Annotated in this window: 9 protein-coding genes; 3 read left to right on the forward strand and 6 right to left on the reverse strand. The window is 51.4% G+C overall.

Translation table 11 applies throughout. The annotated features are described in order from the left end of the window. Nucleotides 1-182: 182 nt before the first annotated feature. The 3 genes from BLR97_RS01755 to BLR97_RS01765 are packed head-to-tail and all read left to right on the forward strand — an operon-like array spanning nt 183 to nt 7,277. Nucleotides 183-2,489, forward strand: coding sequence for a hybrid sensor histidine kinase/response regulator (locus BLR97_RS01755; RefSeq protein ID WP_089701857.1), 2,307 nt, complete (start codon nt 183-185; stop codon nt 2,487-2,489). After that, a complete protein-coding gene (locus BLR97_RS01760) occupies nt 2,479-4,647 on the forward strand; it encodes an EAL domain-containing protein (RefSeq protein WP_089701859.1) in 2,169 nt (722 codons plus the stop codon). The genes BLR97_RS01755 and BLR97_RS01760 overlap by 11 nt, the downstream gene beginning before the upstream one ends. Next, nucleotides 4,647-7,277: a hybrid sensor histidine kinase/response regulator gene (locus BLR97_RS01765; RefSeq protein ID WP_089701861.1), complete on the forward strand. Its 2,631-nt coding sequence runs from the start codon at nt 4,647-4,649 to the stop codon at nt 7,275-7,277. Before BLR97_RS01760 ends, BLR97_RS01765 begins: the two co-directional genes overlap by 1 nt. 145 nt (nt 7,278-7,422) lie before the next feature. Here the strand turns inward: BLR97_RS01765 and BLR97_RS01770 are convergent, their stop codons facing one another. The 6 genes from BLR97_RS01770 to BLR97_RS01795 form a co-directional block, all read right to left on the reverse strand. Beyond that, entirely contained in the window at nt 7,423-9,156 is a 1,734-nt protein-coding gene (locus tag BLR97_RS01770) for a PilZ domain-containing protein (protein WP_089701863.1), read from the reverse strand. 255 nt (nt 9,157-9,411) lie between these two features. Further along, nucleotides 9,412-12,597 carry an EAL domain-containing protein gene (locus BLR97_RS01775; RefSeq protein WP_244511107.1) on the reverse strand — a complete coding sequence of 1,062 codons (3,186 nt, stop codon included), beginning with the start codon at nt 12,595-12,597 and terminating at the stop codon, nt 9,412-9,414. Between the two features lie 12 nt (nt 12,598-12,609). Beyond that, entirely contained in the window at nt 12,610-13,602 is a 993-nt protein-coding gene (locus tag BLR97_RS01780; RefSeq protein ID WP_170832959.1) for a GGDEF domain-containing protein, read from the reverse strand. A 4-nt stretch (nt 13,603-13,606) separates the two neighbouring features. Next, on the reverse strand, nt 13,607-14,416 hold the full coding sequence (locus BLR97_RS01785) for an alpha/beta fold hydrolase (protein WP_089701867.1): 810 nt from the start codon (nt 14,414-14,416) through the stop codon (nt 13,607-13,609). 273 nt (nt 14,417-14,689) lie between these two features. After that, nucleotides 14,690-17,005, reverse strand: a complete 2,316-nt coding sequence (locus tag BLR97_RS01790) for a putative bifunctional diguanylate cyclase/phosphodiesterase (RefSeq protein ID WP_089701870.1) — start codon at nt 17,003-17,005, stop codon at nt 14,690-14,692. Next, a complete protein-coding gene (locus BLR97_RS01795; RefSeq protein WP_089701872.1) occupies nt 17,002-18,465 on the reverse strand; it encodes an ATPase domain-containing protein in 1,464 nt (487 codons plus the stop codon). Before BLR97_RS01795 ends, BLR97_RS01790 begins: the two co-directional genes overlap by 4 nt. Between the last annotated feature and the right edge of the window lie 35 nt (nt 18,466-18,500).

Raw genomic sequence — 18,500 nt, forward strand, 5'->3', positions numbered from 1 at the left:
GGAGGCGCTCATCATCTCGTCCATATTTGCAATACTACCATCGGCATTGGTAGAGGATCGTTGAATTACTAAAGCTGATGCCTAGTGACTGGTCATTGCAACTAGCTTAAATTATAACTAATGATATTTTGTCCTTCTTGAAGGCCAAACAAAGCACCACATTTTGTCTCGGGTTAAAACTTATGCGCAAGGACGGCCTGAAGGATCAAGAAATCGAGCAGCTCAGGAAAGAGCGAGACAGGTACCGGAACCTTTTCGAGTCGGCACCCGGCCTTTACCTTGTGCTTTCACCAGAAGAATTCCGCATCGAAGGCGTGAGCGATGCGTATCTGGACGCTACTTACACTCGAAGAGAAGACATCATCGGTCAGAAGCTCTTTGATGTTTTCCCGGACGACCCCAAAGACGCTAGCGCGGATGGAAGTCTCAACCTCAGGGCATCTCTGCACAAGGTTAAGATGACGTTTGAACCCGACGCCATGCCACTTCAGCGTTACCCGATTCTTAATCCGCAGACCCATCAGTTCGAGCAACGTTATTGGAGTCCTGTCAATGTTCCGGTTTTTGAAGGTGATGCGCTGGTTCTGATCATCCATCGGGTTGAAGATGCCTCCTTGTCACATCGGTTATTCAAGACCCTGGAAAGCATGACTGATGCCTTCTACATGTTGGATCAGGATGCCAACTTTACCTATGTGAATAGAGTGGCCGAAAGCGTCTTGCAGAGATCCTCTGCTGAGCTGATGGGCAAAAATGTCTGGGAAGCGTTCCCGGAAGCAAAAAACACCGAGCTCTATCCTCACTATACTGAGGCAATGAAAACAGGTCAGTCCAGGCACTTCGAGTTTTACTTTCCTCCGCTCGATCACTGGTTCGAAATCAACGCCTACCCTTCCGAGGGAGGGTTGTCAGTGTATTTTCGAACGGTGACAACACGGGTACGGCTAGAAGAACAGATCCGGGAGGCGGAAGAACGTTTTCGGCTTGCCGTGCGGGCGACGCTTGACAATATCTGGGATTGGGATCTGGTCGCCGATAGAGTTCGCTGGAACGATGGTATTGAGCCGGTATTCGGTCATGCTCAGGCGGAACTGGAATCCTCCTCGGCTTCCTGGATAAGGCGTATCCATCCTGACGATCGGGATGCCGTTGTCAGTAGTATTCATAAAGTGATTGAGGATCCTGCTGAGTTATTCTGGGAAGGTGAGTATCGGTTTCTGTGCGACGATGGCTCCTTTGTCATCGTGGATGACCGCGGGTTTGTCATCCGGGATTCATCTGGCTCGGCGACGCGAATGGTGGGAGGAATGAATGACCTTACCGAAAAGCGACTTGCCGATCAGAAACTCAGTCAGGCTCAAAGGATGGAGTCGGTTGGTCAACTTACCGGTGGTATGGCTCACGACTTCAATAATCTTCTGACGGTCATCCTTGGCAATGGTGATCTTCTGGTTGAAGAGCTTTCCTCAAACCCTCGCTTACAGCCATTGGCGGAAACTATCTGCAATGCAGCCCAGATGGGCGCTGACCTAACTCAGCGGTTATTGGCTTTTTCACGCCGGCAGATGCTGGATCCTGAGCCGACTGATGTAGACGGATTGATCCAAAGCATGATCCAGCTGCTAGCGCGCACATTAGGGGATCATATCGAACTGACGTTTAAAAATTCGGGCCATAAACGCCTGGCGATGGTGGATCCGTCCCAGCTAGAAAATTCGCTGTTAAATCTGTGCCTAAACGCGCGTGATGCCATGGTCAATGGCGGAGTACTAACCATTGACTCTGACGTCGTAGACGTTGACGAAATCGCTTCAGAGTCTGTCGACGACCTAGTGCCAGGAAGCTATATTCGGGTTTCGGTAACAGATAACGGCTGTGGTATATCTACAGATAACCTTTCAAGAGTATTTGATCCCTTTTTCACTACGAAAGATCGCTCAAAGGCAACAGGCTTAGGTTTGAGCATGGTGTATGGGTTTGCTCGGCAAAGTGCAGGCCATGTCAGTATTGACTCAGAGCCTTCTATAGGTACCTGTGTCAAACTGTATTTGCCCGTTCACTGGTCGTCACCACAAGTCTCCTTAAAAGGTCATGAACATAAGATTCCAAGCCAATATGAAGCTCATAAGACAATCCTGGTTGTTGAAGACGATGAGTTAGTGCGAGATCAAGTCAGAAATCAGCTGACCATGTCGGGCTATCGAGTGCATTCAGCGTCAACGGCCAGCGAAGCACTCACACTTATTGAAGAGCAACCGGATATTGATCTGCTGTTCACTGACATCATGATGCCCGGTATGACAGGACGTGAACTGGCGGAAAAGGTCCAGGAAATCAGGCCTAGAATGCCCGTTCTTTTTACTTCGGGCTATGCGGAGGAGTTGCTCACTGCCGACTACACCGGGAAGCCGACGTTTTCGCTACTCTCCAAGCCTTACCGCAAGGCGGAGCTACTCGAACGGATAAGCAGGGCAATCCATGAACGCTAAAACAGAAACGGGAAGTCTTGCCCGTCGATTGTTGGTTCTTGACGACGACGGAATGACCGGTGAAACCATTCGCAGGATTGGTGAGTTCGCGGGCCTAGAGTCCACTCATACCGCTTCGCCTGTAGAATTTTTTGAACTGGTTGAAAAGTGGCTACCAGATGTCATTGCGCTGGACCTGCTGATGCCGGAGATGGACGGTGTAGAGGTCATGGCAAAACTTTCTAGCCTGGAGTGTGATGCAAACCTGATCATTACCAGCGGTGTTGGAACCGAAGTATTAAATGCTGCCAGTTTGTCTGCAAGCGGACATGGCCTTAACCTGATTGGAGTGCTTCCCAAGCCCTTTTCTCAGGCAAAGCTTCGCTCTCTGCTTCTACAGCCGAATCAGCGTGAGGGAAAAGAAAAAAACATATATCAAGGCACAACATCAGAGCAGCCTACCGTGGCGGATCTGCGTAAGGCTATCGAGTCACGTGCTATTTCCGTCGTTTATCAGCCCAAAATATTTTGCAAAACGGGGACACTGGCTGGCTTCGAAGCTCTTGCCAGGTGGTGTTTGGATGGAAAGCCCATTCCTCCTGACAGGTTCATTCCTCTTGCGGAAGAAAGCGGCCTTATCGATGATCTTACACGACTCATCATAGAACAAGCGCTTAAATGGTTGGCCGCAGTTTCCGAAGAAGGGGAAAGTAATCTCTTTGCAGGCATCGGGCAAGCCCATCTGTCTATTAATATATCGGCTCGTACTCTGACTAACGCCCCCCTGTTTCAGTGGGTCGTTTCATTATGCGATGAGCTAGCCATAGACCACCATCGACTGATTTTCGAACTGACAGAAAGTAGCGCAATGGGTGACACGGTGACAGCGCTCGATACCCTGACAAGATTACGGATGCAGGGTTTTAAGCTATCCATCGACGATTTTGGCACTGGTTTTTCCTCTATGGTCCAACTCGTCCGGCTGCCCTTTTCCGAGATCAAGGTCGATAAGTCCTTTGTTATGGACATCGGTGCGTCGGCGGAGTCTCGGGCCGTTACCCGGTCTATTGTGGATCTGGGTAGCAGCCTCGGGTTGCTCTCCACGGCGGAAGGGGTTGAAGATCAAGACACCCTTGATTACTTGAAAACGCTAGGGTGTGATCTTGCTCAGGGTTACTTCATCTCTAGGCCATTAAAAGACAATGATGTTGTCGACTGGTATCGACAGCGTGAGGGCGAAAGAGAAACGTTTCGTCTGGATTCTGTGAAAGAGTCAATGATCCTGGGGACGTTACCGGAGCGACGATTTGATCGGATAACACATATTGCACGCCGTTTATTCGACGTGCCTACCTCGCTGATTACCTGTCTTGATCGCGATACACAGTGGGTCAAATCGGGTAACGCCGACTCAAATTATAGAGTGCCCAGGGATGAGAGCTTTTGCACGCATACGATTATGGCGGATGGCGTGCTTATTGTTCAGGACGCACGTCTTGATACACGCTTCATGGAACTGGAGTTGGTCAAAGGCGCAAAGCACGTCAGGTTCTATGCCGGTTACCCGGTATGCCTGCCCAATGGGGCGAAGGTGGGTGCTTTATGCTTACTGGATCGGGAGCCCCGTTATTTATCGGATCGCGATATTGAAATTTTTCAACGCCTGGCGGCAATGGTGGAAGACGAACTGACGACGCCAGAAAGTCCCAGTGATACTGTCATGGAAGGTGTTTTGAGCAAAGGCGCACTGCGTGCGAGAGCGCAAGCTACATTGGAGCTTGCAGAAACTGTTAACGAGCCAGTAGCCGCTATACTCGTAACATTGGATCAGCTTGGCGATATCAACAGACAATTTGGTTGGGCAATGGGGGATCGCTGTCTCAAGGCAGTAGCCGCTGTCATCAACCGTATTTCGAACCCATCGGATATGGTAGGGCGTTACCGAGGCGGAGAAATTGTCATTATCAGAATGAATCCAAGCGTGGCCGATGCACAAGCGCTTTGCGAGGATTTACAGCAGTCGCTCGAAGCACTCAGCAATACCCTTCATATCCCAATGCATGCGCTAGTGTCCATTGCCTTTCTTGATACCAAGAAACCGGGGGCCCTGGAAACGGCTATTGAAGACGCTCGGGCCTCGGCAACGGCCGTGGGGATATCACTGGAAGGAAAGCGCTGATGACACTTCAAGAAAGCCAGGCAAGGGCACGCCCTATCGTAAAGGCGCTGATCTTGGTGTTGCTTAGTGCGGTTTTTCTGACAGATCTATTTACGCAGTTAGGGTTTGCCCACGGCATTCTTTATCTGCCCGTTCTGATCTGGGCGGTGAGGTTGCGTGGAAGATCCGGTCCCTTTCAGAAGACGGTGCTACTTCTGTCACTGGTAGGCGTCACGATTGGTTATTTTCTAGCGCCTGAACCGGCCGAGGGCTTCCCAGACTACTATGTGGTGGTCAATCGAATCCTTTCTGCTGCCATCCTCATTTTCAGCTACTGTGTTCTCAAACGTAATCTGGACATGAAAGCCCGTTTTTCTGAGGTGGAACAAAAAGAAGAGGATCAACGTGAGTATCTTCAGTATTTCATTGAGTACATGCCAATTCAGATTTGGTCTGCCAATCCTGAAGGTCAAGTGGATTTTGTCAGTGGTCAACTAGTGGAGTTCACCGGGAAAAGCGAAGATGAAATATTGGCAGACTGGCTGGCAATACTTCATCCAGATGATCGTGAAAAGACCCGAAAAGCTTGGGCACACTCTGTGGCAAACGGTGATCCATACCGGATCGACTTCCGACTGCAGCGTCATGACGGCGTCTTTGTTTGGTTCCAGACCCAGGCCACTGCTCAGAAAGACCCGAAAGGTAATGTGAAGCGCTGGCTAGGTTCATCTATTGATATAGACGACCTGAGGCAACTGCAAGAAGAATCTGAACGCCAGGCTGCTAAGTTTCAGCACACAGTAGAAAGTATCACGGATGCGTTCTTTACTCTGGATCAGGAGTTTCGTTTTACTTACCTGAATAAGAAAGCGGCTGATACTCTCGGAGTTGCCTCTACCCAATACTTGGGGGAAGTGATATGGGGAGCGTGTTCCATTGGATACTACAGTCCTTTCGCCAGACAATATCGTCAGGCTGCAGAGACCCAGGAAAAACTCCATTTCGAAGAGTATTTTGAGCCTGCAGATCTATGGCTGGAAGTGCATGTATATCCTTCTTCCGAAGGCCTGACCGTCTATTTCTCTGATGTGACTGTTCAGCGCCAGGAAAAAGAGCAGCTTAAACTACTCAGTTCGGCTGTTGCACGGCTAAACGACATCATCTTGATTACTGAGGCTGAACCGATTGGTGATCCGGGGCCCAGAATAGTATTTGTCAACGATGCTTTCGAGAAGCGCACAGGCTACACCCGCGAGGAAGCTATCGGAGCCAGTCCGAAGATATTGCAGGGGGCGAAGACAAGTCGTGCCGAGCTCGATAGGATACGTTTGGCTCTTGAGAAATGGGAGCCCGTTCGTGCGCAGCTGATTAACTATACGAAGTCCGGGGAGGAGTTCTGGCTGGAGCTGGACATCGTCCCGCTCACCAATGAGTCCGGATGGTACACCCACTGGGTTGCAGTGGAGCGGGACATCACCGAACAGAAAGCCATGCAAGAACAGCTTGTGGCGTCTCAGAAAATGGAATCAATCGGTCAGCTCACCGGAGGAATGTCCCACGACTTTAACAATTTGTTGACTGTGATTCTGGGCAATGCGGAACTTCTCGAAGAAGAATTGGAGGGTAACGAAGAGCTCTCAAGTCTCGCTGCGCTCATTTGCCAAGCCGCAGAAAAAGGCGCGGCCCTAACTCGTAACTTGCTTGCGTTTGCCAGGAAGCAACCGCTGTCCCCTCAGATCATTTCGGTGGGGGACCTGTTGAGAGACATGCAGCCTATTCTTAAAACATCGTTAGGAGAACGGAACCACCTCGAACTTGAGACGGCGGAAAGTCTATGGAATGTTTTTGTAGATCCTGCCCAGTTAGAGAGTGCTATCCTAAACCTCGCCATTAATGCTCATGATGCAATGCCGCGTGGGGGATCGGTCAAGGTGCTCGCCAATAATTATGTGGTAGAGGAGATCGAACGCACTCAGGATCCAGACTTGTTACCTGGTCAGTACGTTCAGATCAGCTTCACTGATAATGGTGAGGGTATACCGCTAGAGCTACAGAAACGTATTTTCGAACCTTTTTTCTCTACCAAGCCGGAAACGAAGGGAAGTGGTCTGGGGCTGAGCATGATTTTTGGCTTTCTTAAGCAGTCTCGGGGAACGATCACTGTCTACTCCGAACCTGGTCTTGGTACTACCTTTCATCTCTATCTACCTCGCGCTGACACAGAGCTCCGTATTGATCCAGAAGAACAATCTTTGCATGTTAATACTGATTACCATGATGCTTCAGTATTGGTGGTGGAGGATAACCCCGAGATTCGAACCCTCGCTGAGAATGCCTTGACTCAACATGGCTTTAAGGTGGTTTCGGCAGCAAGTGGTGATGAGGCAATGGATCTTATCAATGGTGGATTACAGACAGACCTTTTGTTTACGGATTTCGTAATGCCCGGACGTTTGTCGGGGCCAGAGCTTGCAACCATGGCTGTTGATAAAATGCCAGGAGTACGGGTTATTTTGACGTCTGGTTTCGCGGATCTGAGGTCGGTTTTTCCATCCTACAGTGAAAATCACACGTTGTTGCCTAAACCCTATCGAAGTGGTGAGTTGATTGGCTTGGTGCGCCAAATGTTGCGCCTTTCGTCTCTTAATTGACTTGTGCTGGGAAACCAGGGAGAGGCGGTGTTACCAATCTTACTAATCGCCCCGGTAAGTGAAAGAGGTATCACCCAGCACAAGTATTCTTCGCATAATATTCAGGAATGCTGACAACGTCGTTTATTTTGACTGGTTTATGAATTCAGGTTTTCAGTACTTTGATTCCGTAATCTGACGGATTAACAATGCCTTCCAGCTTGCCGATCTGAGACAAGTCACCTTGGGTGATCACACTGTTGATATTGGTGTCTGGAAAACGTAGATTCTTGACCACGTTAACCTTACTGGGCATACCTTTCCCATTTATATCCATGACCCAGGCAAGGAACCCACCCGAGAATTTGGCCAGACTGCCAATCGGATACAGACCATATATTTGAATATATTCCACCAGCTCCGTTTTATCATAAACGGTACCCGTCTCATGAATTCTGCGGTAAGCGTCAAGCGGTGAGCGCGGGGGCTCCCCATTACGCGCATGGAGGAGTTTATTAATCGCCTTGATCACCGATACCAACCTAACGAGTTCTGATAGCTGTTCGCCGCGTTTCCCCATCGGATAGCCCGAGCCATCCAGACGTTCGTTGGCATTCTCGATAACATCGCGACAGGTGGGGCTTGGTTCCCAGTCAAGCTCGCTGAGCTTGTTATTCAGCACGGTCACATGGCCACTAAGCATCGTTTTTTGGGCGGGCGTCATGTTGACCTTCAGCGACGGCAGTGCCGCGCTGACTAGCAAGGGCTTGCCCATGGTATGCAGCAAAACACCCAGTACAGTCTCACGTACCTGAGGGTCATGTGGATCACGGCTCAGCAACATGTCGATCAATTGCCCTGCGACCTGAACCGCATGCCTCACCCAGTCTGGTTCATCACGCAAAAAAGACAGTGCATAAAGAAATGTCTTCCGATCCTTTTCTACCAGGTAACGCAAGGTATCAACACAGTCGTAGAAAATCTCTGCAGGGAACAGTTGTCGCGTTTTCATGTACATCAGCCCTACTTGCAACTGATGGGACACGTCCATTACACCGCGCTCCATGGGCGACTGGCGAGAGCGCTTGTCACGTTCCTGGGCTTCCCGCTGCTGGATTTTTTTTTCCTTGGCGCCAGGAATGAATAAGGGAGAGTGATAAACCATTTTATCGTTCGTTCCGGTACGAAAAGCGGCTTCTCTTTCTGACTCATTCACGTAGTGATATAACGCTTCGGTCTGTGCGGTTGATAAATCTATAAACTGAATACCGACAGCTGCATAACCCTGGTTACCAAAGGGGCGTATATGACGAATTATGCCCTGGGTAAAAAAACTATCGCCGTTGGGGAACTCCAGCGTTACCCCGGGAATATCCTGGTCGACGCCAATCGCAACGCTATCCGCCAAGTCAATATCGACCATGCAGCCGCCAATCGACAGGTTGCGCAGTCGACCCGGGACGTTGAGCTCATGAAGATAGACTTCGATGCCTACCCGCGTTTGCATGCCCAGAATAAACGGAATACGAACGGCGCCTCGGTTCTCTTTTACGAACACAGATTCCGGAAGCTGACACTCTAATCGATATACCGTGCTGTCTGTCTTGAGCAGCTTGGCGGCAACGTTGCTGAGGCTGTAGGTATCTCGCTCGGTACCGTGTGGCCCTTTCAGCGCCTCCAGATCAAAGCTCAGGTTGCCGCTAGCCAGATAGTGCTCAATATCTGATCCGGCATAATCCACCTCAAGTACCATCCGCCCGCTACCCAGGTTCAACTCCAATACCTCTGCCTTTAAGGCGTAGGGCATGTATTTCGAATAGATAGATAGCTCATGGGTGTGTTGAAGCAGTGAGCGAATCACGCTGGCTGATGGGTTTTCGTAAAGAGTTGGAGCCGCCATTTGAAATACCTGCTCATATGCTAGTAATAATTATTTTCCTATATCGTGCGCATAGGATTTTTCTATTATAGAGCAGACTATATACACTTTAATTAGCAGGGCAATCACTAGGTTTGTAATGTTTTGTGCGTAGATAGCAGTGTGCAAATCCGCCATGCCTGCTCCAAACGCTTGTGAGCTAGAACAGGCAATCAATGATGCCGTGCTAAGTCATTACTGGCGCTTGCGTCATACCACTAGCAGCACAACTACTGATCAATTCTGATGCGTCGAGGGAAGCACCTCCGGCAATGCCATGACATTAGCAAGCGGCATAGGCTTAGCAAAAAGAAACCCTTGCAATAGATCACACTTCCGGCGGATGAGGTCTTCTTGTTGGTCGAGCTCCTCGATGCCCTCTGCCACTACCACCAGATCCATATGATGGGCCATGGTAATAATTCCCTGCACGATAGCGGCGTTGCGTGAATCTTTCGTGATGTCCTTGATAAAGGCTCTGTCCAGCTTGACCTTGTGTATGGGTAAGTCGCGTAAATAGCTCAGGCTTGAAAACCCGGTACCAAAGTCATCGAGTGCCACCTTGATACCCATCGCTTTAAGCGTGTTAATGAGTTCAATGGCTTGCTCAGGACCGTCCAACAAAACGCTTTCAGTGACTTCCAGTTCTAGCCATTCGGGTGGTAAACCCGATATGGTCAACGCCTGCTGAATATCTTGAAGAAAGCCTTCCCGACGGAACTGAAGCGAGGATATGTTAAGAGCCACCGGTACAACTTGTGCATTCCTAGCCTGCATGGTGGCGTGTCTGGCGGTATCTTGACAGACACGGTGCATGATCCATCGTCCTAACGATATGATTTGCCCCGTCTGCTCAGCCAGCGGAATAAACACACCGGGTGAGATCATTCCCCTTTCAGGGTGATGCCAACGAATCAATGCCTCGAAACCGCGTATTCGACCGCTTATAGCCTCTACAATGGGTTGGTAGTAAAGCTCAAACTGTTCCTTTTGCAGCGCCTCATGTAGATCGTGTCTCAACATCACCGCGTCTTCGGTGATACGTAGCTCATCGCCTTGGTACCACTGCCATGTATTACGACCCTTTTGCTTGGCATCGGCCATAGCAAGGTCAGCACGCTGCATCAACTCATAGGCGTGCTCGACGGATTCACAGTTACAGGCGATACCAATACTGGCACTGATATGGATCGCTTTGCCTTCTAAATGGAAGGGGGCAGAGAGAATATCCAGCATTCGGTTAGCCATCGTTTTGGCTGCTGCGCATCCAATCAGGCAGGAGGTCAATAATGCGAATTCGTCGCCGGTCAGGCGAGCCAATGTATCGTACGGTCCGATTACTCTTCTTAAGCGATCCGCCACTTCGGCTAGTAGCAGGTTGCCAATGTGATAGCCCAGACCATCATTGACGGCCTTGAAACCATCCAGATCGAGATGCATTGCCACGATCAGGCTATTGTCCTGAAAAGCCTGCTCATATGCCTCCTCCAAGCTCTCATCGAGAGCCGTGCGATTAGGCAACCCCGTAAGCAAGTCATGAGTTGCTTGATAGGCTAGCTGGGCTTCCTGTTCATGCTGCTGGGTAATGTCTTTAGCAATACCAAACACACCCTGCGTCGCGCCTTCGACAATGATCGGCATCGTCGTTAGGTCAAGCGACCTGAGAGAGCCGTCGCGGTGAATTATCTCCAATGCCACCTGCGTCGGTTGGCCATTAAGCGTTATCGCAAACAATGACTTCAGACGTTCCGTATCCTGTGGCCGTAGCAATGCGGAGAAGTGATGCCCAATAACGTCGTCATTAGAACGCCCTGTAATTTTGCTGCATGCTTCATTCGCGGTAGCGATACGGCCTTCGAGATCAACCGAAAAAACGCCATCGGGATGATAGAGGTATAGAGAACGGTAACGTTGTTCGAGGTCGTATTGTGCTGCTAGCCGGACTTGAGCAGCAGACAGATCACGCGACCGAAACAATACCATCCTGAACAATCCCAGGGTCAGGGCCAGAAGATAGCTTAGTAGCAGGCCGGCGATAGCGAACCCCGCGGGCATCATGCCTGCGCGCAACATGCCCGAAACAGAATCCATGTGTACATCAAGCGTCAAGAGACCGCCGCCGGGAAGGCCGACATGACGAGTTTCCAGGTGAGGCAGTGGGCGCTTAGGGGTGCCAGTAGTCTCTCGTGTCGGCTGTCTCATGGTGAGATATGGCGTGTCCCCACCAACCGTCAGCCGAAAGTGATCCAGCTGTACGCTCAGCGCTTGTTCCAGAAGATCCGCTACATCCAGTTCCGCCGCCACCAACCCATCCGCAAAGTCACCCAGGGAAGCCACCATCAACATTGTGTTTGGTTTTCCAGGCACTGCCAAAGACCAAGGGGCCTGCCAATCAGTCGACAGCCATTCTGAAAGACTTGAGTTACTTATTGCTTGAGCCAGTTGAGAGGGCTTTTGTTGACTGGAAAAGCTCATTTCCTTTACTTCGCCTGTCGGGCCAAGCAAGGCTAGTGCTTTTATGTAGGGTGCATGCTGAAAATAGGGCTGGGTCTGCTGCTGCCAACGTCCTTGAGTCGGCAATGTGTTGACCATCGCTTGTCGCCAGGCGAGTCGTTGGATTAATTCCCGCTGGGCCTGCATGGTGTGTTGTGCATCAAGCGCTGCATTATCCATTAGGGTTGCGGCGCGGCGCTGTAAATCGCTTTGGGCACTCCAGCTCAATATGTACCATGCTAAGCAGCTGACAATCACACCGCCGATGGCAGCGAGCTGGGTGAGTCTACCAAGAGGGATAAGGCGTCTACTGCCTCGCCAGGCAGCCCCTATAAAGGCAGAGCCACCCAGCAAGGCGTAGAGTGTGGCCAGGATAGGCGCTGAAACAAACCCTTCTGCCCACTCAAGGCGGTTCGCCGGGAGCAGCATCATCAGCAATGAAAAGCTTCCTGCGCCTAATCCAAGTAAGCCACTGATGGCCCAGATACACCGGCACCAACGTTGCCGGGTTCCGATAGACACGCACACGGCCACCATGAATAACAAAAATGCGGCTGCAGATAGGATCCTCGGACCACCGGAAACCCAAGAGGTACCGTTCCATGGTCCACCGGCTAAGACGTTGTGGGCCAAGGTATAGAGTGTGATCAACGCCAATGGAGCAGCGGCTAGGTAACATAGCCATTTCCGGTGAAAAAGCCAGCCGAAAAGACCAATACCTGCCAAAAAGCCAGCCAAAGCCGCATCGGGTACCATCAAGCCACTTAACGGATAGGCCACCCCAATAATATGCCCCAGCAGGCCAGTGCCACCCAGCAAGGTAAAAATGGCGGCCACCATCAACAACCCGACATCCATGGCGATATCGCGTACTCGATAAGTTAAGTCGGCGTCTAACTGTGCGCTTTGTTCAGCCGTTTTATCCTGCATGGCAAGCCCTCTTCACGACTGGGTGACGTGGTTACGTCCCTGACGTTTAGTTACATAAAGCGCCGAATCGGCTCGCGCCATCAGGCTCTCGCATGTGTCACCTGGCAGGTAGCTCGTCACCCCAAAGGAAGCGATAATAGGAACGGGTTCCCAGTGATGGACTTCAATGGCGCAGCGCAACCGCTCAAGCGCCCCCACCGCCTCATCAATGGAGGTATCTGGCAGTAGTAAGGCAAATTCCTCGCCCCCGATACGCGCGACAAAATCATTTCCGCGCAGTTGCGATGAAAGCAGTTGGGCAAGTGCCTGAAGCACCTGGTCTCCAGCCGCGTGGCCATGTTGATCATTAATCGGTTTGAAATGGTCAATGTCCAGAATGGCAACGCTGAAGTCATTCGAGTGTCGATAGGCGTCAGCACCCGCGAGACGTTCCTGCAAGGCGAGATCAAAGTGGCGTCGGTTGGGCAAGCCGGTCAACGGATCGCTTCTAGCTTCATGGCCTAGCTTCATGGTGAGTCGGTGAAGCTCTGAGTTGCGGGATTCCAATATCGTACGCATGGACTCAAGCTCAGCGATAACCTCGCTTTTCTCGCTGAGTGCCTGCTGCGCTTCTTTACGCGCATCCAGAAGGTCACGCTCCAACTGGTCTTTACGGCTAATGGGCAGCATGGAAATCAGCGTTAAGGGCGTCTCTTTCGTACTCAACCGGCGCGCGCTGCAAAGCACGGGAAGTATTCGCTCATTATCCAGATGCAGGCAAAGGTGAACTTCATCGACAGCTCCCACATCCGTCAACCGAAACGCCATAACGCCCTGATAAAGCATCCGCGATTCAACGGTAAACAGGCTGCTGGCTAGTTGATTGATTAACTGACTCGCCGGCTGGCTCAGCCAGTCACTAAGGGTATGATTAACCTGAAGGATATAACCCTGATCATCGATGACCACCTGACCAACCGGCGCAAGCTGCCACCAACGTGCAATATCTGCTGCTCTTGGCTCCATAGCTTCAGCCTTCCTTAATTTCAAGACGTGGCTGTAGCTCATTTGCCAAGATGTCTGGAGCAGTTAGTTGCGGATAGTGGCCGGCAGCATCCAGCGCCACTAGCTCACTATCTACAAGGTGCTGCTGAAGATACTGTGCTGCCTCAACCGGCACCATGGCGTCCCGAGCCGTCTGGATGATTAGGCTTGGCACGGAAACATCAGGGAGATGATGCCGGGTATCCCCCAAGAAAATGCTCTTGGCAAGCGGGCCCAACACATCAGGAGAAATCTCAAGGAAACGCTGCTGCAGGTTTAACTGACGGGCTTCGGTGCCCGCATCACCCAAGGCGACCCTGGAGACAGTACCCGCCCAATCGTGATAGTTGTGCTCCATGAGCTGCATCAGACCATCAAGCTGTTCACGCGTGTAGCCACCATAGTAATCAGGTGGGTCATCTAGATAACGTGCCGAGCTACAAATCATCGCTAGACGTTTAAATGCGTTAGGTCGCTGAATAGAGGCAAGCATTCCGATAGTGCCTCCAATAGAGTGGCCCAGCATGACGGCGCCCTCTAGGTCGAGTTCGTCGCACAATGCCACGATATCCTCGGCATGCCCGGACGGCTTGTCGTGACGGTTGACGTCATAAGCTTCGGGTGCGGAATAACCAAAGCCAGCAAGGTCGACAAGAATCAACCGGAAATCTTTCTCAAGAAATGGAATAAGGCGGCGCCATACCGTCTGGTCACAGCCAAAGCCATGAACCAGCAGCATCGGTGCAGTGCCCTGACCGAGCTCGTTGACATTAAGGAAATGGCTAATAGATGTCATATAACGCTCGGCTTTAACGTAGGCAATGACATAACGTTAACATGTGTTATGACATTGGCGAAGCAAAAGCATTAATGCTTTTTACCTAACCTAACTAATATGATAAGAATTCACATTTTAATTGATTTTTAATAAAAAGCATTAATGTAGATGAGTTAAATTAATGCTTGAGACATTAGGAAATGGTAAAATAAAAACTACCCAAATCTTATACCCTAAATTCCTTAGCCAATGAAAAGCCACATTTAAAGGCAACGGCGATGATGTAATCGTTTAGTGTTTACTTGCTTTCTGTCCCGACCTTCTAAGCCGTTCTTCAAGTTCGCGGGCGGGGAGCGCCGGGCTAAACCAGAAGCCCTGCCCCCAGCCGTTATTTTCGGTTATTTCCAGCGACATCTGGCGCTGTTCGTCGGTTTCGATACCTTCTGCGATGGTGTGCAAGTTTAGGCTGGACGCCATCTCTTGAATGATGGATACCAGTGCCGCCCCCTTGCTGTTTGGCTGGCCTAGCTCGCTAATGAAGCTGCGGTCGATTTTTAACGTATCAATCGATAGGTGTTGCAATCGGCTCAACGAAGAGTACCCGGTGCCGAAGTCATCGATAGCGAGCTGGAAACCTTGTCCGTTAAGGCCCGCAAGCAGCGTTTCGATGGCTTCAGGGTCTGTCATCAAGGTGTTTTCGGTGACTTCCAAGTGCATCCAGCGCGGATGAACATGCGGGCTGACCAGAGCAGCAAATTGCTCTGCAATACCACTTGCATGCAGCTGGTGAAGGCTCACGTTGACCGCCATCTCCAGCTGGTAACCCTTATCATGCCAGTCTTTAAGCTGTCGAGCGGCGGTTTCCAGTACCCAGTCACCCAGCGGCTTGATCATGCCGGTCTCTTCGACGATGGGCATGAACGCCCCGGGCATTAAGATCTCACCATTGTCTTGAGGCCAGCGAATCAGTGCCTCAACGGCGACAATCCGGCAGCTGTCGAGCGCAAAGATTGGTTGGTAATGAAGTTCGAACGCTTTGTTGTCCCATGCTTCTCGCAGGCGTGATTCCATCGCAAACCGTTGCTGCCGGCTGTCTGAGAGGTCTTCCGAAAACAACACATAGCGATCACCGCCTTGGCGCTTTGCCTCGAACATGGCCTTGTCAGCATTTTCGATCAGCAGGGTAGCGTGACTGCCATGGTCTGGGTATAGGCTGATGCCGATACTGGCGCCGATGTGGTGAGTAAAACCACCTTCCGTTAAAGGCTCTGCCAATCGGGCAAGAATGCGATTAGCCAGCGCACACGCATTGGTGATGATCTGTTCTCGCGTTGATACGCCACCCTTACGGGGATCATGGTTCATCAATACCAGAAATTCATCGCCCCCCTGGCGAATCACCTGGTCGGCGTCGCGTACGGCGCTTTGTAAGTGTTGCCCAACTTGAACAAGGACACGATCGCCGACTTCATGGCCCAAGGCGTCATTGATCAGCTTGAAGCGATCAAGGTCAATGAATAAAACGGCACCCGAGGTTTCAGGATGCTCAGCCGCGTCCAGCATTTCATCCAGGTACTGGACGAGGTGGCGTCGATTGGGAAGCCCGGTTAATGCATCGGTGTAGGCTAGGTATTGAATCCTGGCAGATTGATGTTGGCTTTCCTGCAGAGCGCGTAATGCACTTAGACCGAACACCAGGTTATCGGCAAGGCGTTCTAGCAGCTGGCACTCTTCGTCACCGAATCGCCCTGGATCTTTCGAGTAGATAGCCAAGCAACCAGGGGGGGCACTCTCAAAGATCAAAGGCAGGGTAACGGCTGATGACAATCCGTGAAGGCGTGCACGCTCTTTAATATGATACAGGGAGGGCTCATGGGCGATATCGTTCACTACGAGTGTCTTGCCCGAACGCATTGATTGGCCGACGGTGCCTGACCCCTTGATATCCTGACCCCAGCCAAGCTTGAGCTGGTCAAGAAAAGCGGTGGCCGGCCCCGCGCTGGCATGCACTTGGATGGGCTTATCGTCCTGATCAATGGCGAAGCCTATCCACGCAAGGTCGTAATTCACTTCATCGACGATAGTGCGACATAGCGCGCTGAGCATGTCGTCTTCGCTTTTGGCGCGAACGATAACACTGTCACAGGCGTTCAATGTGCGCAGCGCACTGACAACGCCCACAAGCTGCTGGCGATTGCGCTCCTGTTCCCGCGATAGCGCGCGCAGACGCAGTAGATTATGAAGCCTCGCCGTCAGTTCGGCCTGGGTGGTCGGAATACGCAGGATGTCGTCGACGCTGATCCCGAGCTCTGCATTGATTCGCGGCGGAATCTGAGTGCGACTGTCGGAGACAAGCAGCACCGGTAGCATAACGGGGGCCGCTCGATGGCGCAGTTGGAGGATCTTATCGTAATGGCGCTGCAGTGAAATCGTATCCGTAACGATCAGGTCGACTTCTGGAGTGTCCTCGATAGTGCCGTCGGCAAACGCCTCCTGCGTGTAGACATTGGGCCCAAGCATTCGCTTAAGGAGGTCGGCATTTGCCCGATTCGCAAGCGCGATGCTGATTACGGATTGGTCTTGAAGTGTATGCTCGTAATGCGTCACGGATGGTCACTAAAGTGGCTGGGGCGCACCATTTCAGGTACGCCATTCAGTAGGCCACGCATGCCATGCAGCGCCTGGCCCACCTTGAGTCCATCCTTGGTAATGTCGAACTCGCGAAGTGCTTTCTCAAAGCTACCGGCCCGCTTCTTGAGCACACCAATCGTCTTGCGAAGCTCACCGTTGAGCTCGATGTAACGCAGCATGATAATGTTATCAGCCACATAGCTTAAGCCATATTCCGTCACGCGCGCCTGCGTGCCGGTAATCGTGAAGGTTTCGTTCACCAGCACCACAGTGACGCCCATGTTGGTGAGATAGCGGCATAGCGTGTGGACACGCGCCTGGAGGTTCTCGCCGCACATCGATTGCTGGTACCCCGACAAGCTGTCGATCATCACCATGGTCGTGTTGGCCGTCTCGACTTCCTCACGGACTCTCGACGCAAACTGGTCGGGGTGATAAAGCAAGGGCTCAATGGCTTCAAAACTCAGATTGCCTTTGTCAACCATATCGTCGGCGGCCAACCCGATCTGTCGGCAGCGCGTAAAAAATGTCGATGCATTTTCATCGAAATTGTAAATCACCGCGCGCTCGCCGTTGGCGGCTGCCTGGATAATCAATTGCGCACCCAGCGTGGTTTTGCCTACACCAGTAGGACCAGACAGCAAGGTGACTGTGCCGCGCTCAATCCCGCCGTGGGTAAGCGCATCAAACTCAGGGAGGCCAGAACTGATCTGAGTGTGCGTGTGGGAGCGGGAAAATTTATCAGGCATTAAGCGCGGGTAAAGTGTCATGCCTTGCTGGTCTAGCTGGTAGAAATGCGCTCCGTCCTCGAAGCCTGAGCCGCGGAATTTTGTGATTCTGCACAAACGGCCATAGTCGGTTGATTCAAGGCTTATGACGCCATCGCTTAAAAAGGGCAATGCGGTGTCGTCTTCGTCGGTGCTTTCCTCTGAGGTGAAAAGGACGGTTGCCCCTTCGCTGGTCAATGTGCGTAACAATGACAAGACTTGCTTGCGAAACTGGAAGGTGTCGGCGGACAGATAACGCATTTGGCTGAGTGAATCGATCAAGACTCGCGTGGGTCGATGCTCGCGAACATGGTCGAGAATTCTATCGTGGGTGGTATTACCTTCGACGTCCCAGCTTTCAAGCAAATTATAGGTATCGCTGCTCACGTCACTTGCCTGGCCCGGTGATACGTCTAAAACGTCTACACCATCAAGAGAGAGACCGCTTCGGCACGCGTTGTCGCGTAGCTGTGCCTCATCCTCTCCTAGCGTCACCAACAAGCTATCCGACGCATTGTCGATAGCCAGGAAATGCATGCCTAGCGTCGTCTTGCCAGATCCTGGGCCACCCTGAATAAGATAAGCGCGCTTTGGTATCAAGCCGCCATGAAGTATCTGATCGAGACCGATGACCCCAGTTGATAAGCGAAGCTCGTTGATCTGGGTCATCTTTTATTCCTGATTGGCTTTTGCTCAGATGGGGT

Source organism: Vreelandella arcis (genome assembly GCF_900103865.1).
In the GTDB taxonomy this organism is placed as follows: Bacteria; Pseudomonadota; Gammaproteobacteria; order Pseudomonadales; family Halomonadaceae; genus Vreelandella; species Vreelandella arcis.

Coding starts and splice junctions, on each gene's coding strand:
- BLR97_RS01780 (WP_170832959.1), bottom strand. CDS start 13,602: ATGGAGCCAAGAGCAGCAGATATTGCACGTTGGTGGCAGCTTGCGCCG.
- BLR97_RS01765 (WP_089701861.1), top strand. CDS start 4,647: ATGACACTTCAAGAAAGCCAGGCAAGGGCACGCCCTATCGTAAAGGCG.
- BLR97_RS01775 (WP_244511107.1), bottom strand. CDS start 12,597: ATGCAGGATAAAACGGCTGAACAAAGCGCACAGTTAGACGCCGACTTA.
- BLR97_RS01760 (WP_089701859.1), top strand. CDS start 2,479: ATGAACGCTAAAACAGAAACGGGAAGTCTTGCCCGTCGATTGTTGGTT.
- BLR97_RS01795 (WP_089701872.1), bottom strand. CDS start 18,465: ATGACCCAGATCAACGAGCTTCGCTTATCAACTGGGGTCATCGGTCTC.
- BLR97_RS01785 (WP_089701867.1), bottom strand. CDS start 14,416: ATGACATCTATTAGCCATTTCCTTAATGTCAACGAGCTCGGTCAGGGC.
- BLR97_RS01770 (WP_089701863.1), bottom strand. CDS start 9,156: ATGGCGGCTCCAACTCTTTACGAAAACCCATCAGCCAGCGTGATTCGC.
- BLR97_RS01755 (WP_089701857.1), top strand. CDS start 183: ATGCGCAAGGACGGCCTGAAGGATCAAGAAATCGAGCAGCTCAGGAAA.